The sequence below is a fragment of the Paraburkholderia sp. J41 genome (assembly GCF_905220235.1).
In the GTDB taxonomy this organism is placed as follows: domain Bacteria; phylum Pseudomonadota; class Gammaproteobacteria; order Burkholderiales; family Burkholderiaceae; genus Paraburkholderia.
Genome location: NZ_CAJMZE010000033.1, coordinates 58653 through 75874 on the forward strand (window position 1 = coordinate 58653; position 17222 = coordinate 75874).

At 65.7% G+C, this 17222-nt stretch carries 15 protein-coding genes; 14 read left to right on the forward strand and 1 reads right to left on the reverse strand.

Annotated elements, in window-relative coordinates; all coding sequences use genetic code 11:
- The first annotated feature begins 95 nt into the window (after window positions 1-95).
- The 10 genes from U5805_RS25855 to U5805_RS25900 all read left to right on the forward strand — a co-directional run bounded on the left by U5805_RS25855 (window position 96) and on the right by U5805_RS25900 (window position 10288).
- The gene (locus U5805_RS25855; RefSeq protein ID WP_322106354.1) at window positions 96-875 is read left to right on the forward strand and encodes a (Fe-S)-binding protein; all 780 of its coding nucleotides are present in this window, start codon (window positions 96-98) and stop codon (window positions 873-875) included.
- Window positions 872-1606, forward strand: coding sequence for a LutC/YkgG family protein (locus U5805_RS25860; RefSeq protein ID WP_322106355.1), 735 nt, complete (start codon window positions 872-874; stop codon window positions 1604-1606). The genes U5805_RS25855 and U5805_RS25860 overlap by 4 nt, the downstream gene beginning before the upstream one ends.
- The gene (locus U5805_RS25865) at window positions 1603-3048 is read left to right on the forward strand and encodes a LutB/LldF family L-lactate oxidation iron-sulfur protein (RefSeq protein ID WP_322106356.1); all 1446 of its coding nucleotides are present in this window, start codon (window positions 1603-1605) and stop codon (window positions 3046-3048) included. The genes U5805_RS25860 and U5805_RS25865 overlap by 4 nt, the downstream gene beginning before the upstream one ends.
- A gap of 142 nt (window positions 3049-3190) precedes the next feature.
- Window positions 3191-5992, forward strand: a complete 2802-nt coding sequence (locus U5805_RS25870) for a monovalent cation/H+ antiporter subunit A (protein ID WP_322106357.1) — start codon at window positions 3191-3193, stop codon at window positions 5990-5992.
- On the forward strand, window positions 5992-6309 hold the full coding sequence (locus tag U5805_RS25875) for a Na+/H+ antiporter subunit C (protein WP_322106358.1): 318 nt from the start codon (window positions 5992-5994) through the stop codon (window positions 6307-6309). The genes U5805_RS25870 and U5805_RS25875 overlap by 1 nt, the downstream gene beginning before the upstream one ends.
- Window positions 6306-7934 (forward strand): monovalent cation/H+ antiporter subunit D, encoded by a 1629-nt coding sequence (locus U5805_RS25880; RefSeq protein WP_322106359.1) that lies wholly within the window; start codon window positions 6306-6308, stop codon window positions 7932-7934. The genes U5805_RS25875 and U5805_RS25880 overlap by 4 nt, the downstream gene beginning before the upstream one ends.
- Window positions 7935-7936: 2 nt before the next feature.
- The gene (locus tag U5805_RS25885; protein WP_322106360.1) at window positions 7937-8431 is read left to right on the forward strand and encodes a Na+/H+ antiporter subunit E; all 495 of its coding nucleotides are present in this window, start codon (window positions 7937-7939) and stop codon (window positions 8429-8431) included.
- The gene (locus U5805_RS25890; protein WP_322106361.1) at window positions 8425-8700 is read left to right on the forward strand and encodes a K+/H+ antiporter subunit F; all 276 of its coding nucleotides are present in this window, start codon (window positions 8425-8427) and stop codon (window positions 8698-8700) included. The genes U5805_RS25885 and U5805_RS25890 overlap by 7 nt, the downstream gene beginning before the upstream one ends.
- A 12-nt stretch (window positions 8701-8712) precedes the next feature.
- Complete coding sequence (locus U5805_RS25895; RefSeq protein WP_322106362.1) at window positions 8713-9114, forward strand: Na+/H+ antiporter subunit G; 402 nt, start codon at window positions 8713-8715, stop codon at window positions 9112-9114.
- Window positions 9115-9499: 385 nt separating this feature from the next.
- Entirely contained in the window at window positions 9500-10288 is a 789-nt protein-coding gene (locus U5805_RS25900) for a DUF4397 domain-containing protein (protein WP_322106363.1), read from the forward strand.
- 34 nt (window positions 10289-10322) lie between these two features.
- Here the strand turns inward: U5805_RS25900 and U5805_RS25905 are convergent, their stop codons facing one another.
- On the reverse strand, window positions 10323-11231 hold the full coding sequence (locus tag U5805_RS25905; protein WP_322106364.1) for a LysR family transcriptional regulator: 909 nt from the start codon (window positions 11229-11231) through the stop codon (window positions 10323-10325).
- Between the two features lie 155 nt (window positions 11232-11386).
- Here U5805_RS25905 and U5805_RS25910 point away from each other — a divergent pair, with 155 nt between their 5' ends.
- From U5805_RS25910 to U5805_RS25925, 4 genes are read left to right on the forward strand one after another with little or no spacing between them, the layout of a single operon-like run.
- Window positions 11387-13528, forward strand: a complete 2142-nt coding sequence (locus U5805_RS25910; RefSeq protein ID WP_322106365.1) for a 3-hydroxyacyl-CoA dehydrogenase NAD-binding domain-containing protein — start codon at window positions 11387-11389, stop codon at window positions 13526-13528.
- A 17-nt stretch (window positions 13529-13545) separates the two neighbouring features.
- Window positions 13546-14754 (forward strand): acyl-CoA dehydrogenase family protein, encoded by a 1209-nt coding sequence (locus U5805_RS25915; protein ID WP_322106366.1) that lies wholly within the window; start codon window positions 13546-13548, stop codon window positions 14752-14754.
- A gap of 10 nt (window positions 14755-14764) precedes the next feature.
- Window positions 14765-15901 carry an acyl-CoA dehydrogenase gene (locus U5805_RS25920; RefSeq protein WP_322106367.1) on the forward strand — a complete coding sequence of 379 codons (1137 nt, stop codon included), beginning with the start codon at window positions 14765-14767 and terminating at the stop codon, window positions 15899-15901.
- A 60-nt stretch (window positions 15902-15961) separates the two neighbouring features.
- Complete coding sequence (locus U5805_RS25925; RefSeq protein WP_322106368.1) at window positions 15962-17176, forward strand: CaiB/BaiF CoA-transferase family protein; 1215 nt, start codon at window positions 15962-15964, stop codon at window positions 17174-17176.
- Window positions 17177-17222: the final 46 nt, after the last annotated feature.

The window sequence follows — 17222 nt, forward strand, 5'->3', positions numbered from 1 at the left end:
GTCCGCGGCACTGGTCCAACCAGTTTGCCTGCGCCGCTCTAAGCGGGAATTATGCGCCGATACGGCCTCGCGGCCCACAACGATCGAAGCGAGACATGCAACCGCGCCCCTACCCCGAACGCCCCACCGACGTCTATCTCTTCGCCACCTGCCTGATCGACCTGTTCGTGCCGCAAGCCGGCCTCGACGCCGTGAAGCTGCTCGAACGCGAAGGTCTCGCCGTCCACTTTCCGCGCCGACAAAGCTGCTGCGGCCAACCCGCGTACAGCAGCGGCAACCCGCGCGAGGCACGCGAAGTCGCGCGCGCGCAACTCGGCCTGTTCGCGCAGCCCTGGCCCGTGGTCGTGCCTTCGGGCTCATGCGCGGGCATGATGCGCCACCACTGGCCCGCGCTATTCGACGACGATTCCGCCGACGCCGACCGCGCCCGCGAACTCTCGGGCCGCATCTACGAACTCACGGAATTTCTCGTGCGCGTGCTCGATGTCGACTTCAGCGCGTACGGCGCGGCAGCGCAGCGCGAAGAACGCGTCGTGCTGCACACCTCGTGCGGCGCGCGGCGCGAGATGGGCACGCGCACGCATGGCGTGGAAGCCGTCGATGCCCTGCGCGGCGTCACGCGCGTGGAGCACGAGCGCGAGTCGGAATGCTGCGGATTCGGCGGCACGTTCTCGCTCAAGCACCCCGACATCTCGGGCGCGATGGTCGCCGACAAGATCGCCTCGGCGTGCGCGACCGGCTGCCATCGCCTGGTTTCCGCCGATTGCGGCTGCCTGCTCAACATCGGTCACGCGGCCGAACATCGCGGCGCGCCGCTCGCCGTCGAACATCTCGCGTCGTTTCTATGGCGGCGCACCGGAGGCGACGCAGCATGAGCGCGGCCCTCGATATCATCGACACGAAAAGCACGCGCGCGCGCATGCTCGCGCGCCTTCGCGGCAACGCGAATCACACGAGCCACGAAACGCCGCCGCCTTCCACCGAAACGCTGGACGCCAGTATCGACGCTCACTACGCCGCTTATCGCCCTTTCGCAAATGATTCGGCATCCGAATTAATCGAACGATTCCAGCAGATGCTCGAAGCGGCGCACGCGCAGGTGATACGCGCGAACGCATCGACATGGGCCGCCGATCTTGCGCAGCGCCTCGCAGCGGCCGGCGTGCGGCGCCTTCTGATGGACCGGGCGTGCGCCGAAGGCAACGCACTCGCGCAAGCGCTTCCGCCAGGCATTCGAGCCTGCGACTTCGCGCAGCCGATCGAACACTGGAAAGCCGAACTTTTCGACACCGTCGACGCGGGCTTCACCGTCGCGCGTTCGGGTCTCGCGGCCACCGGCACGCTTGTCGTCGTGCCCGACGCCGGTTCGCCGCGCACGGTTTCGCTCGTTCCGCCGCTGCACGTCGCGCTCGTTCACGCGCGCACGCTGCACGCGGACCTGCACGCCGCCGTTGCCGCCGAACGCTGGCGCGACGCCATGCCGACGAATCTCGTCATGATCTCGGGCCCGTCGAAAACCTCGGACATCCAGCAAACCACGGCTTACGGCGCACACGGTCCGCGCGCGCTGTGGGTCGTCGTGATCGAAGAGGAACACGCGCAATGAGCACGACGCCGCTGCACTTCGTCCCCACCGCCGAATTTCGCGCGCGCGCACGCGCCGCGCTCGACGACCCGCAATTGCGCAAGAGCTTTCGCGGCGCGATGGACTTTCTGCAAACGAAGCGCGCCGCGCAGTTTCCCGAAGCCGAAGAACGCGAAGCGTTGCGCGATCTAGGCGAAGCCATACGCCAGCATGCGCTCGCGCATTTGCCCGATCTGCTGGAACGGCTCGAAGTCAAGCTGCGCGAAAACGGCGTACAGGTCCACTGGGCCGAAACCGCCGACGAGGCCAATCGCATCGTTCATGCTATCGCCCAGCGCCACGCGGCCACGCGCGTCATCAAAGGCAAGTCGATGGCGAGCGAGGAGATCGAGTTGAATCATTACCTCGCGGAACGCGGCATCGAATGCATCGAGTCGGATATGGGCGAGTACATCGTGCAACTCGCCGGCGAAAAACCTTCGCATATCGTGATGCCCGCGATCCACAAAACGAAAGGCGATATCGCGCAGTTATTCGAGCAGCACATTCCCGGCACGCCCTATTCCGAAGACGTCGACACGCTGGTTCAAACGGGCCGCCGCGCATTGCGCCGTGCGTTTGCCGATGCGCAGATCGGGCTTTCGGGCGTGAACTTCGCCGCCGCCGACACGGGCACGCTCTGGCTCGTCGAAAACGAAGGCAACGGCCGCCTTTCGACCACGGTGCCCGACGTGCATATCGCGATCATGGGCATGGAAAAGGTGGTGGCCAAGCTCGCGCATATCGTGCCGCTTTCGAGTTTGCTCACGCGCTCGGCAACGGGTCAGCCGATCACGACTTACTTCAACCTCATCAGCAGTCCGCGGCGCGCGGGCGAGCAAGACGGCCCGCGCGAGGTGCATCTCGTGCTCCTCGACAATGGCCGCGCGCAAGCGTATGCCGATGCGCAATTGCGCGCCACGCTGCAATGCATTCGCTGCGGCGCCTGCATGAATCATTGCCCGGTGTATGCGCGCATCGGCGGGCACGCGTACGGCACGACCTATCCGGGGCCGATCGGCAAGATCATCTCGCCGCATTTGCTCGGACTCGACGCCACCGCCGACCTGCCCACCGCTTCGAGCCTGTGCGGCGCATGCGGCGAAGTATGCCCCGTGCGCATTCCGATCCCGCAACTGCTCGTGCGCCTGCGCACCGAGGCCAATCGCGCGCCGCACGAACGCGTCGCGCATCCGCTGCGCGGGCAAGGCGCGAATCACACCAGAAGCGAGCAATTCGTCTGGCGATTCTGGAGCGGCGCGTTCGCGCATCCTCGCGCTTATCGCGCGTTGCGCTGGGCCGCCACGCGTTTGCGCGCATTCGCGCCCGCGCAGCAGATGGGCTGGACGCAACATCGCACGCCGTTGAAACCGGCGGCGCGCAGCCTGCACGATTTACTGCGCGCGCGCGATCAACCGGAATAAGCGCGCCGCCACTGCCACAGCGCCCATGCCGCCGATACACGCGTAATAACTCCGTCCCCGATTGCGGCTATGATCGTGGTCTGCGGCGCGCCCGTCCTGGCCGGGCGCGCCTTGCCGCTCTATCGGATACGGGGGAGTGCGAATGGCATTGGCGTGGCTCGTCGTAATACCGTTCGTCGCGGCGGCACTCGTGGCGTTCATGCGGCATCGCGCGCCCGCGTCCGGTACGTGGATCGCGTTCGCGGCCGCGCTGCTGGGCCTGGGCCTGCTCGCGAGCGAACGCGTCGGCATGCCGACGTTCGGCGTGCTGCAATGGCATGCCGACTGGATACCCGAGCTTGGCCTCGCGTTCTCCTTGCGGCTCGACGGTCTCGCGTTCATGTTCGCGCTGCTCGTGCTCGCGATCGGCCTGCTCGTGTTCGTTTATGCGCGCTACTACCTTGCGGGCAGCGAGTCGCTGCCGCGCCTCTACGCGTTGCTGCTGCTGTTCATGGGCGCGATGCTCGGCGTGGTGCTTTCGAACAATCTGCTGCTGCTCGTCGTTTTCTGGGAACTCACGAGCCTCGTTTCGTTCCTGCTGATCGGCTTCTGGCCTTCGCGTCCCGAAGCGCGGCGCGGCGCGCGCATGGCGCTCACGATCACCGGCGCGGGCGGCCTTGCGTTGCTTGCGGCCGTGCTGCTGCTCGGCCGCGTATGCGGCAGCTACGAACTCGGCACCGTGCTCGCGCATGCGGGCGAGGTGCAGCGCAATCCGCTTTATCCCGCGATCCTGCTGCTCGTGCTGTTCGCGGCCTGCACGAAGTCCGCGCAATTTCCGTTTCACTTCTGGCTGCCGCATGCCATGTCGGCGCCAACGCCGGTTTCCGCGTATCTGCATTCGGCCACGATGGTGAAGGCGGGCATCTTCCTGATCGCGCGTTTTTATCCCGTGCTGGAAGGCACCGACTGGTTCTTCTACGTAACGAGCCTGATCGGCCTCGTCACGCTCACGGGCGGCGCGGGCATGGCGCTCGTGCAGCGCGACCTCAAGGGCCTGCTCGCCTATTCGACCATCAGTCATCTCGGCCTCATCGTTCTGCTGTTCGGCCTCGACACGCAGCTCTCCACCGTCGCCGCGCTGTTTCATACCTTCAATCATGCGGTTTTCAAGGCGTCGCTATTCATGGCCGCGGGCATCATCGACCATGAAACCGGCACGCGCGATCTGGGCCGCTTGCGCGGCCTGCGCCGCTTCATGCCGCACACGTGCGCGCTGGCGAGCGTCGCGTCGCTGGCCATGGCGGGCGTGCCGCTGCTGAACGGCTTCTTGTCGAAGGAAATGTTTTTCGGCGAAACGCTCGCGCAAGACTTGCTCGGCGACTTCAACTGGATCATTCCGGCGCTGGCCGTGGTGGCCGCCGCGCTTTCCGTGGCGTATTCGCTGCGCTTTGTCTGGGGCGTATTCTTCGACGGCGAAACACCGCGCGATTTACCGCACTATCCGCCGCACGAACCGCCGCGCTTCATGAAGTTGCCCGTCGAGATTCTCGTGGTGATCTGTCTGCTCGTCGGCCTCGTGCCGCAGCAAACCATCGGCGGAATGCTCGAATCGGCCGCATGGTTCGCGCTGGGCGGCAGCGTGCCCGAGTACAGCTTGAGCATCTGGCACGGCATCAACGTGCCGCTCGTCATGAGCGCGGTGTCGATGATCGCGGGCGCGCTGCTGTTCTTTTTCCGCCGCGACGCGTTCCGCCACCATCGCTCGCTGCTCTCCGAAATGAACGCGAGCGAAGGCTTCGACCGCTTCGTGCAACGGCTCGAACGAGGCGCGGGCGCGATCGTGCGCCGCTTCGAAACGCGTTCGCTGCCCGCGTATCTTTCGTGGATGATCGCCGCCATGCTGATCGTGCCCGGCTCCGCGCTGCTCGCGCTTCACCCGATCGACGGCGCGTGGCGTTCCGCGCCCATCGACGCCATCACGCTCATCGGCCTCGCGTTGATCGCGCTGCTCGCCCTTGCCGTGGTGCGCGTGCGCGCCAACACGCTCCATGCGCTCGTGATGCTGAGCACGTGCGGCCTGCTCGTCACGCTCGCGTTCGTGCGCTTTTCCGCACCCGACCTCGCGCTCACGCAAGTGTCCGTGGAAGTCGTCACCGTGCTGCTGCTCGTACTCGCGATCTACTTCCTGCCTGTCGTGCAGCACAGGGTCGAGCCCGTTCCCGCGCGCGTGCGCAATGCCGTGCTGGCCATCGCGGGCGGCACGATGCTGGGCGGCGTGGCCTATGCGGTGATGACGCGCGCTCCCGTGGAAGGCATCGCGCCGTTCTTTCTCGCGAACGCACTGCCGGGCAGCGGCGGCCATAACGTCGTGAACGTCATACTCGTCGATTTTCGCGGCTTCGACACCCTGGTCGAAATCAGCGTGCTCGTGGTGGCCGGGCTCGCCGTGAAAGCGCTGCTGCGCGGCCTGCGTCTCAGGCCGCCGGATACCGGCCCCGGCGGCTTGCCGTGGTCGTCGCAATCGCATCCGTTGCTGCTCGCGATTCTCGCGCGTCTCATGCTGCCGCTCACAATACTCGTTGCCGTGTTCATCTTTCTGCGCGGCCACAATCTGCCCGGCGGCGGCTTCATCGCTTCGCTCGTGGTGTCGATCGCGTTGCTGCTCCAATACGTTGCGAGCGGCGTGCTCTGGACCGAATCGCGCATTCGCATCAACTATCGCGCGCTCGCCGGGGTTGGCCTGATCGTTGCGGCCGCAACGGGTTTGGGCGCGCTCGCCTTCGGCCAGCCGTTTCTCACGAGCGCATTCGGGCATCTGCACATTCCGCTGATCGGCGAAGTCGAATTGAGCACGGCCATGCTGTTCGATCTGGGCGTGATGGGCGCGGTGGTCGGCACGACGCTCACGATCGTTTCGCATCTTGGCGTGCGCGACAAAGACATGCAATCCGTGGAGAAAAGCTGATGGAAGCCGCCTTCGCCATCGCGCTCGGCGTTCTGTGCGCCTGCGGCATTTACCTGCTGCTGTGCGCGCGCGTGCTGCCCGTGATACTCGGCATCACGTTGTTTTCCTATGCGGTCAATCTCTTTCTTCTCGGCATGGGACGGCTTTCCACGGGCAAGCCGCCCATCGTGGCGGCGGGCGCGCAATACGCCGACCCCGTGCCGCAAGCGCTCGTGCTCACCGCCATCGTGATCGGCTTTGCGATGACGGCGTTCACGGTCGTGCTCGCATTGCGCGCGCTCGCTATCGACGGCACCGACCATGTGGACGGCGCATGAATCACGCGCTCATTCTCCCGATCCTGATTCCGCTGCTCGCCGCCGGGGCCATCGTCGCATTGCCGTTGCGCGCCAAGCGTCTGCAACGCGCGATCAACGTCGTCGCCACACTGGCCTTGCTGCCGATTTCGATTGCACTCGCAACGAACGCGGCGAACGGCGCGATCTCCAGCTATGCGCTCGGCGCGTGGCCCGCGCCCTTCGGCATCGTGCTGCAACTCGACCGGCTGGGCGCGCTCATGCTCGTGCTCACCGCCGTGCTCGCGTGCTGTTGCCTGCTCGGCACGACCAGCGCCGACGCCCGGCGCGGCCGCTACTTTCGCGCGCTCGTGCAATTCGAGTTGATGGGCCTGAACGGCGCGTTTCTCGCGGGCGATCTCTTCAACCTGTTCGTATTCTTCGAACTCCTGCTGATCGCCTCGTATGCGTTGCTGCTGCACGGCGGCGGCCGGCGCCGGGTGCGCAACGGCCTGCATTATCTGCTGATGAACCTGGTCGGCTCGTCGTTTTTTCTCGTCGCGCTGGGCGTGCTTTACGGCATCACCGGCACGCTCAACATGGCGGACATGGGCCAACGCCTCGCGCACACCGACGCCGCCACGCTGCCGCTCGCGCAGTTCGCGGGCGCGACGCTCATGCTCGTATTCGGCCTCAAGGCCGCCGTGTTTCCGATGTCGTTCTGGCTGCCGCAAGCGTATCGCAGCGCGATCGGTCCCGTCGCCGCACTGTTCGCGATCATGACGAAAGTGGGCATCTACGCGATGCTTCGCTGCGACGCGCTCGTGTTCGGCGGCGCGGGCGGCGTACTCGATACGTTCATGCACGACTGGGCGTGGTGGCTCGCCATCGCAACCATCGTGTATGGCGCGCTCGGCGCGCTCGCGGTGTCGAGCCTGAAAACCACCACCGGCTTTCTCGTGCTCGTTTCGGTAGGATTGCTGATTGCCGCGGCGTCGATGCAAACGGTGCTTGCATGGAGCGCGCTGCTCTACTATCTCGTCAGCACGACACTTTGCACGGGCGCGCTGTTCCTGCTCGCCGACACGCTGGAGCCCGAGCCGCTCGCGGCAGCGAACGAAACGGAAACGCCCGAGCCGGCTTCGCTCGAATCGCTCGACGACGCCGCCGCGCCCGCCATCCCGCCCGACGCCGACGTCGAACCGGCCAGCGCCCCCGCTCACGTCGCGCCCGCAACGAAGCCGCAGGCGCCGTGGCCTTCGAATTTCGCCGCCGTGCTATTTCTCGCGGCCGCCGGGGGCGCCGCCGGGTTGCCGCCACTTTCGGGCTTTCTCGGCAAGGCCATGGTGCTAGCCGCCGCACCGCTTTCGCAAGCCGTCGTGCTGTGGCCCGCCGTGCTGCTTTCCGGCCTTCTTTCCATCGTGGCGTTGAGCCGCACCGGCACGCGCCTGCTCTGGGCCATGCCCGCCGCGAATGCCGGCCCGCGCGTCGCACCGCACGGCAGCCGCATCAAGCTCGCCGCGTGCGCGCTGCTGCTCGCGGGCGTGGCCGCGGCCACGCTGTTCGCCGGCCCGCTCAAGCATTATCTCGACGCCGCCGCCGCGCAACTGCTCGACCGCGAAGCGTACGTGCGCGCGGTTCTCAACCCGCCGGCGCAAGGGAGCTGACGATGCTGAAAAAGCTCTTTCCGCATCCCTGGCTCACGGTCGTGCTGCTGATCGTCTGGCTGTTGCTGATGAACGATCTGTCGCCGGGAAACGTGCTGCTCGGCCTCGTGCTCGGCACGGCCATCGCGTTCGCGATCGGCAAAGGCTTGTGGCTGCAACCGGTGCGCTTCGGCAAGCCGGGGTTGCTCGTGCGGCTCGCGGGACACGTGCTGTACGACATCGTGGCGGCCAACGTGCAAGTCGCGCTGCTCGTGCTCGGCCCGACGAAACGCCTGCGGCCCGCGTTCATCGAAGTGCCGCTCGACAGCACCCACGAAATCGCGCTCGCGGCGCTCATCAGCATCGTTTCGCTGAGTCCCGGCACGCTCTGCGCCGAACTCTCCGACGACCGCACGCGCCTCGTCGTACACGTACTCGACCTCGACGACGAAGCCGCCATCGTCGCGTCGATCAAGACCCGTTACGAAGCCCCGCTGATGGAGATCTTCGCATGCTAGCCATTGCCATTCCGGTGTCGCTCGCGATTCTCGGCCTCGCGTTTCTGCTCACACTCGCGCGCCTCGTGCGCGGCCCTTCGCTGCCCGATCGTCTTGTCGCGCTCGACACGCTCAACATCAACGCCATCGCGCTGATCGTCGTCTACGGCATTCGCTTGCGCTCGACGCTGTTCTTCGAAATCGCACTGCTTATCGCGGTCATGGGTTTTGTCGCCACGGTCGCGCTGACGAAGTATCTACAGCGCGGCGACATCATCGAACTCAACTGAACGGAGACCGCGATGCAAACCGTGGTGGAAGCGATCGTCTGCGTCCTGCTGCTCATCGGCAGCGTGTTCACGCTGATCGGCGCGATCGGGCTTGCGCGGCTGCCCGATTTTTTTATGCGTCTGCACGGCCCGACCAAATCGACGACGCTCGGCGTGGGCGGCGTCGTGCTCGCCTCGGTGCTTTATTTCAGCGTGCATCGCGACTTCGCAAGCCTGCATGAATTGCTGATTCCGGCGTTTCTCTTTCTCACCGCGCCCATTAGCGCGCACATGCTGGCGAAGGCCGGCATTCAACAACGCGTGAGCGTTTCCGCGGCTACGCGCGGCCGTCCCCCGGCCCACGACCCCACGGCCGGGTCAAGCGCAGCGCAAGCGCCGAACCCGAACGACGGCACGCCGCGCGCCGGACGCTAAACGGCGTCACGCGTAAAAGTTGCCATTGCGCGTTGTAAAGGTTGCGAGATTCGCAATCGTCTCGCGGTTCCGGCATCGGCACGCATTGCGATTTGCGTGCATGGCAATGCAACATCGAATTCGCTTATCGCAGCGCGATTCGGCATACCGCTCCCGGGAACGCCGTGCCCGCGCATGCGCTTGGCATCCGCACGTTCATACGCACTGCATCAATTACGCAGGGCGGCACAGCGATTGCTGAGTGTGCTCGCCCGAATCCGATACTGCTGGCTTCGCTGACGGCATCGCGGCACGCGGGCGAAATAACAAGGCGCGGTCCATACCACCAATGATGCCGATAGGCGCCGCGCTCCCAATAGCCTGGACGAAACCGATGAGGTACACCATGAAGAAGACGATCCGCACTCTGGCCGCATTCGCAAGCGCGGCGATCCTGCTTAGCGCCTGTGGCGGCGGCGGCAGCGACGTGGCCAAGGAGCTTGGCCTGCAAAATCCGTTGATTCACTTCGTGCATGCACTGCCCGGCGGCCCGAATGTCGACTTCCTGGTGAACGGCAGCGTCTTGCAGCCGAACATCCCGTACAAGCAAGTGACGAACTTCGCCAACATCAACACCGGCAACACCAACGTGGCCTATGCCAGCACCGGCACGACCACGGCGCTGGCAAGCGGCAACTTCCCCGACGTGGCGAAGGGCCACGAATACACCGTGCTCGCGCTGCCCGCGCTCACGGGCGGCGACATCGGCCTGATCGACGATCCGTTCGACAAGGGCCTGCTCTCGAACAGCGCCCGCGTGCGCGCGTTCAACGCCACCGTCAACGCGCAAAACCTCGACATGTACGTGGTCGCGCCCGGCACCGACATTTCCAATATTTCGCCGACGATGGCCGGCGTCAACTACAAGAACGCCGTGCCCGCAAGCGGTCAGGATTCGCTCTATCTGAACGGCGGCAACTACGTGGTGATCGCCACGGCGGCGGGCAGCAAGACGCCGATCTATCAGTCGCCGACGATCTCCATCAACAATAACGCCGACTGGCTCATCACGACGGTGCCGATCGCGGGCACGCTGTCGCAACTCGCGCCGGGCCAGATTCACATTCTGGTCGCGCAAGGCGGCAACACTTCGCAGCCCGGCGTCGAATACAACAACGCGCTCACGAATCAGTAACGCCTGATTCGCCGCGCCGCCGCGTGAGCCGGACTCATGCGGCGGCGCCTCGGCCGGTTTTGCGCGCTTCGTTCAGCACATAATCAATAAACGTCGAAGCCGCGCGCGTATGGTGACGATTCGGCATGTACAGCATGTACATATGCGTGCCGAAAATGCTCAAACGCCATGTGTCGAGCGACGTCACGGCCGCGCCGCTGCGAATGTCGTCGTGCATCACGTAGTCGGGCACGATGCCCACGCCCAGGCCCGCCAGAATCGACTGGCGCAGAAATAGAAAGTTCTCCGAAATAATCGAAGGTTCGAGCAACACTTCGTGCCGCTCCTCGCCGAGATAACCCGCGAGGCGCAATTGCCGCCCCACCACGGTGGCGGTGATCAACGGCGTGCGCGCGAGGTCTTCGAGCGTTTGCGGCATGCCATGCCTGGCGGCCCACGCGGCGCACGCGCACGCGATGTACTTCACGCGCCCCATGTCGCGCGCCACGAGATTTTGCGGCGGCTCGTGCATCACGCGCACGGCGATATCGACTTCATCGCGCAACAGATCCTCCACGCGATTTTCGAACATCACGTCGAGCACGATGCCCGGATAAAGCCGCTTGAAACCGATCAGCCAATCGGACATCACAAGCTGCCCGTAACCGCTCGGCACCGAAAGCCGCACGCGCCCTTGCAGGCTCTGCCCGAGCGTGGAAACGGACTCGCGCGCGGCCAGCAACGCGTTCTGGATCGCGCGGCCATGCTCGTAGAGCTTGAGGCCGATTTCAGTGGCTTCCACGCGCCGCGTGGTGCGCCGCACGAGTTGCAGGCCGATCGACTTTTCGAGGTGATTGAGGTGATAACTCACGTTCGCGCGGCTCATCTTGAGCCGCCGCGCCGCCTCGCTCAGATTGCCCGCGTCGAGAATCTCGCAGAGCAAGGTCAGGGCGTTGACATCCACGGTGGTCTCGCTTCGCTGTCAAAAATATTTTGACAGTCTGTCAACCGGCGATGGGATTGTCAATTGGACCTGGCACGACCACAATCGACGCCAAATTCGAGTCCCTTGTGCGGCATTCCCGCGAACCGGCCCTCATTTCTGGAGACAGCACCGTCATGGCAACCGACAGCCTCAGCGCCTCCCCCGCTTCTTCCGCTTCCCCCGTCACCCACGAACTGCGCGGCAAGGTGCTGCTCGTCACGATCGACAATGCGCCCGTCAACGCGCTTTCCGTCGACGTGCGCCGCGGCCTGGCCGCCGCCATCGAGCACGCGGAAGCCACCGACGCCGTGCATGCCGTGCTGCTGGTGGGCGCGGGCCGCAACTTCATCGCGGGCGCGGATATCCGCGAGTTCGGCAAGCCGCCGCAACCGCCCGCGCTGCCCGACGTCTGCAATCGCATCGAGGCATGCCACAAGCCGGTGATCGCGGCGATTCACGGCGCGGCGCTCGGCGGCGGACTGGAAGTCGCGCTCTCGGCGCACTATCGCCTTGCCGTCGCGGGCGCGAAGCTCGGCCTGCCCGAAGTGCAGCTCGGCTTGCTGCCGGGCGCGGGCGGCACGCAGCGCACGCCGCGCCTGATCGGCGCCGAAGCCGCGCTTTCGCTGATGTTGAGTGGCCGCCACGCAGGCGCGCAGGAAGCGCAAAAGCTCGGTCTCGTCGATCGCGTGGGCGCCAGCGACGACATCCTCGCCGAAGGTCTCGCCTACGCGCAGGAATTGCTCGCGAGCCGCGCGCCGGTGCGCCGCACGCGCGACGCGCAAGGTCTCGCCGACCGCGCCGCCTCGCAAGCCGCCATCGACGCCGCCCGCGCCGACACCGCGAAGAAGTCGCGCGGCCTGTTCTCGCCGCTGAAGATCGTCGATTGCGTGCAAGCCGCGCTCGATCAATCGTTCGACGAAGGGCTGCGTTTCGAGCGCAAGCGGTTTCTCGAATGCCTCGACAGCCCGCAGCGCGCGGGCCTCGTACACGCGTTCTTCGCCGAGCGCGAGGTGCAGAAGGCTCCCGAAACGAAGGCCGCCAAACCGCGCCCGATCGAAACCGTGGGCGTGATCGGCGGCGGCACGATGGGCGCGGGCATTGCCGTGGCCGTGCTCGATGCGGGCCTGCCCGTGACGATGATCGAACGCGACGACGCTTCGCTCGCGCGCGGCCGCGCGCACGTGGAAAAAGTCTACGACGGCCTCGTCGCGAAGGGCCGCATGACGCCCGAAGCGAAGGCGCAAGTGCTATCGCGCTACAGCGGCAGCACCTCGTACGACGCGCTCGCGAACGTGGATCTCGTGATCGAAGCCGTGTTCGAGGACATGAACGTGAAGCAGGCCGTGTTCGCCGAACTCGACCGCGTGTGCAAACCGGGCGCAGTGCTCGCGACCAACACCTCGTATCTCGACATCGACGCCATCGCGGGCAGCATTGCGCGCCCGCAAGACGTGGTGGGCCTGCACTTCTTCTCGCCCGCGAACATCATGAAGCTGCTCGAAGTCGTGGTGCCGAAGCAGGTGAGCGCCGACGTCGTGGCCACCGCGTTCGAACTCGCGAAGAAGCTGCGCAAGGTGCCGGTGCGCGCGGGCGTGTGCGACGGCTTCATCGGCAATCGCCTGCTCGCGGTGTATCGCACGGCGGCGGATCACGCGATGGAAGACGGCGCCTCGCCGTATCAGATCGACAAGGCCGTGCGCGACTTCGGCTTCGCGATGGGACCGTATCAGGTGATCGACCTCGCGGGCGGCGACATCGGCTGGGCCACGCGCAAGCGCCGCGCGGCCACGCGCGACCCGAACGCACGCTACGTGCAGATCGCCGACCGCCTGTGCGAACGCGGCTGGTTCGGCCAGAAAACGGGACGCGGCTTCTATCTCTACCCCGAAGGCGCGCGCGCGGGCTCGCCCGATCCCGAAGTGGAAGCCATCATTCGCGCCGAACGCGAGCGCGCCGGCGTCGAGCCGCGCAGCTTCACCGACGACGAAATCATCCGCCGCTACATGGCCGCGATGATCAACGAAGGCGCGAACGTCGTGTACGAAGGCATCGCGCTGCGCCCGCTGGACGTGGACGTGACGCTGATCTACGGCTACGGTTTCCCGCGTTATCGTGGCGGCCCGATGAAATATGCCGATACCGTGGGCCTCGCCAACGTGCTCGCCGACATTCGCACGTTCGCGCAGGAAGACCCGCTGTTCTGGAAGCCTTCGCCGCTGATCGTCGAACTCGTCGAGCGCGGCGCGAATTTCGCGAGCCTCAATCAGTCGGCCTGAAACAGGGAGCGTTAGACATGGACCTGAAATTCACAGCCGAAGAAGAGGCGTTTCGCGGCGAAGTGCTCGCGTTCCTGCGCGAGCGTCTGCCGCAACGGATCGCCGACAAGGTGCGCAACGGCAAGCGCCTCACGCGCGACGACATGGCAACGTGGCACGCCATTCTCAACGCGCAGGGCTGGCTCGCGAATCATTGGCCGAAGGAATACGGCGGCCCCGGTTGGAACGCGGTGCAGAAGTTCATCTTCGAAAACGAATGCGCGATTGCCGCCGCGCCGCGCATCGTGCCGTTCGGCGTGAACATGCTCGGCCCCGTGCTGATCAAGTACGGCAGCGAAGCGCAAAAGCGTCATTGGCTGCCGCGCATTCTCGACGGCTCCGACTGGTGGTGCCAAGGCTATTCGGAACCGGGCGCGGGCTCGGACCTCGCTTCGGTGCGCACCACGGCCGTTCGCAAAACCGGCGAAAGCGGCGATCACTACGTCGTCAACGGCCAGAAAACGTGGACCACGCTCGGCCACTACGCGAACATGATCTTCTGCCTCGTGCGCACCGCAACCGACGTGCGCAAGCAGGAAGGCATCAGCTTTCTGCTGATCGACATGAACACGCCCGGCATCGAAGTGCGCCCGATCGTCACGCTCGACGGCGAACACGAAGTCAACGAAGTCTTTTTCACCGACGTGCGCGTGCCGGTCGCGAATCTCGTCGGCGAGGAAAACAAGGGCTGGACCTACGCGAAATATCTGCTCACGTACGAGCGCACGAACATCGCGGGCGTGGGCTTTTCCGTGGCCGCGCTCGCGCGTTTGAAGCGCGCCGCGCAGCACGTCACGCGCAACGGCAAGCCGCTTGCCCACGACCCGCAATTCGCGGCGCGTCTCGCCAAGGTCGAGATCGACCTCGAAAACATGAAGACGACCAATTTGCGCGTGATAGCGGCGGTTGCGGGCGGCGGCGTGCCGGGCGCGGAAAGCTCGATGCTGAAGATTCGCGGCACCGAAATCCGCCAGGAAATTTCCTCGCTGCTGCGCCGCGCGATGGGGCCGTATGCCGCGCCTTTCATCGAGCAGGCGCTGGACGAACACGACGAAGGCGCGCACGTCGGCCCCGAAGAAGCCGCCAGCGCCGCCGCGCAATACTTCAACAACCGCAAGCTGTCGATCTTCGGTGGCTCCAACGAAATCCAGAAGAACATCATCTCGAAGATGATTCTCGGTCTCTAAGAGGTCCGTGATGAATTTCCAGCACACCGAAGACCGTCGCATGCTCGCGGACACGCTCAACCGCTTCGTCGCGGAGCAATACGGTTTCAGCACCCGCGATACAATCGCGCGCTCCACGGCAGGTTTCAGTGCCGACATGTGGCAACGATTCGCCGAACTCGGCGTGATCGGCGCGCTGTTCGACGAGGCCGACGGCGGCTTCGGCGGCCAGGGTTTCGACATCGCCGTCGTGTTCGAAGCGCTTGGGCGCGGCCTCGTGGTCGAACCGTTTCTCGACACGTTGATCGTCGGCCGCGCGCTCGCGCACGCCGGCGACGAAGCGCAACGCGCGCGCCTTGCCGCGTTGATCGACGGCTCGCAAATCGCGGCGTTCGCGCACGACGAACCGGGCTCGCATTACGAGGACGCGCGCGTGACCGCGCGCGCGGAAAAGCATGGCGGCGGCTACGCGCTGCAAGGCGCGAAAGGGGTCGTGCAGCACGCGGAACAAGCCGATTTCCTGCTCGTTTCGGCGCGCACGTCCGGCACGGAATTCGACGAAGCCGGCATCTCGCTCTTTCTGGTGCCGCGCCATGCAGCGGGCGTGAACGTGCGCGGCTACGCAAAAATCGACGGCGGGCGCGCGGCGGAAGTCGCGTTCGACAACGTGCAACTCGGTGCGCATGCGCTTGTCGGCGCCGAGGGAAGCGGCTTCGCCACGCTCGAACACGCGCGCGGTTACGGCCTGCTCGCGCTCGCGGCGCAAGCGCTCGGCGCGATGGACGTCGCGCGCGACTTCACGCTCGACTACCTGCGCACGCGCAAGCAGTTCGGCGTGCCGATCGGCAGCTTCCAGGCGTTGCAGCATCGCATGGCCGACGTGCTGCTCGAAATCGAGCAGACGCGCTCGGCGGTGATCAACGCGGCGGCCGCCATCGAAGCGCCGCGCGCGCAACGCGAGCGCGCGCTTTCGGCGGCGAAATACACGGCCGGGCGCATTGGCGCGCGCGTGGCCGAAGAGTCGATCCAGTTGCATGGCGGCATTGGCATGACGTGGGAATTGCCGCTTGCGCACTACGCGAAGCGTCTCGTGATGATCGATCATCAACTCGGCGACGAGGATCATCATCTCGCGCGCTATATCGCGTTCGGGCGCGAGGCGGACTGACCGACCGCCCTGGGCGCAGCGCATCCCGTTGCGCCCGCAACGAACAAGGAGTGCCCTCCGATGCCAACCGACAACAACCGCTTGCCGCTCGCGGGCGTGCGCGTGCTCGACTTCTCGCGCATTCTCGCGGGGCCGTGGAGCGCGATGGTGCTCGGCGATCTGGGCGCGGAAGTCATCAAGGTCGAACATCCCGAACGCGGCGACGACACGCGCGATTGGGGCGTGCGCATCGGCCGGACGGAGACCGCGTATTTCAACAGCGTGAACCGCAACAAGCGCTCGGTCACGCTCGATCTGCAAACCGCCGAAGGCCGACGCATCGCGCAGGAACTCGCAAAAACCAGCGACGTGGTGGTGCAAAACTTCAAGTTCGGCGGTGCGGAAAAGCTCGGGCTCGGCTACGAACAACTGCGCGCGCGGAACGAACGCCTTATCTATTGCTCGATTTCGGGCTACGACCGCAGCGGCCCCGAAGCCGCGCGCCCCGGCTACGATCTCGTCGTGCAGGGCGAGGCGGGTTTGATGGCGCTGAACGGCGAGGCCGACCGGCCGCCGCTCAAGTTCGGCATTGCGGCCGTCGATCTGTTCACGGGCATGTACGCCGCGCAAGCCATGCTGGCCGCGCTGTTCGAGCGCGAACGCACGCAGCGCGGCCGTCACGTCGAAATGGCGCTGTTCGATTGCGGCTTGATGATTACCGCTTACTACGGCCTCGAAGCGCTCGTGCTGGGCGACGATCCGCCGCGCTACGGCAACGCGCATCCGTCGATCGTGCCCTACGGCGTGTTCGACGCGGCCGATGGCCCGCTCGTCATCACCGTCGGCAACACGAGCCAGTACGAGCGTTTTTGTCGCGACGTGATCGAGCGTGCCGATCTCGCCGGCGACGAGCGCTACGCGACCAACATCCTGCGTTCGCAGCACCGCGCGACGCTGTTGCCCGAAATCACGCGCGAACTGGCCAGCCGGCCGCGCGCATGGCTGCTCGAACGGCTCGCGCGCGCCAATATTCCTTGCGGCGAAGTCGCGGGTTTGCGCGAAGCGCTGCTTTCGCCGCGCGCTGCCGATGCGGGCCTTGTCACGCAACAGCCGCACCCGTACACGGCGAGCGGCACGACGCCTGTGCTCGCGCCGCCGTGGCGCTTCGACGGCGAACGCATGCCCGTGCGTCGTGCGCCGCCCCAACTCGGAGAAGGCACGCAGGACGTGCTACAGGAAGTGCTCGGCTATTCTCCGCAGGAACTGGCCGATTTACGGCGCAACGGCGTTATTTGAGTCAATTCGATTCCATGTGAGTCAAGGAGGAGTTGCAGTGAAGATT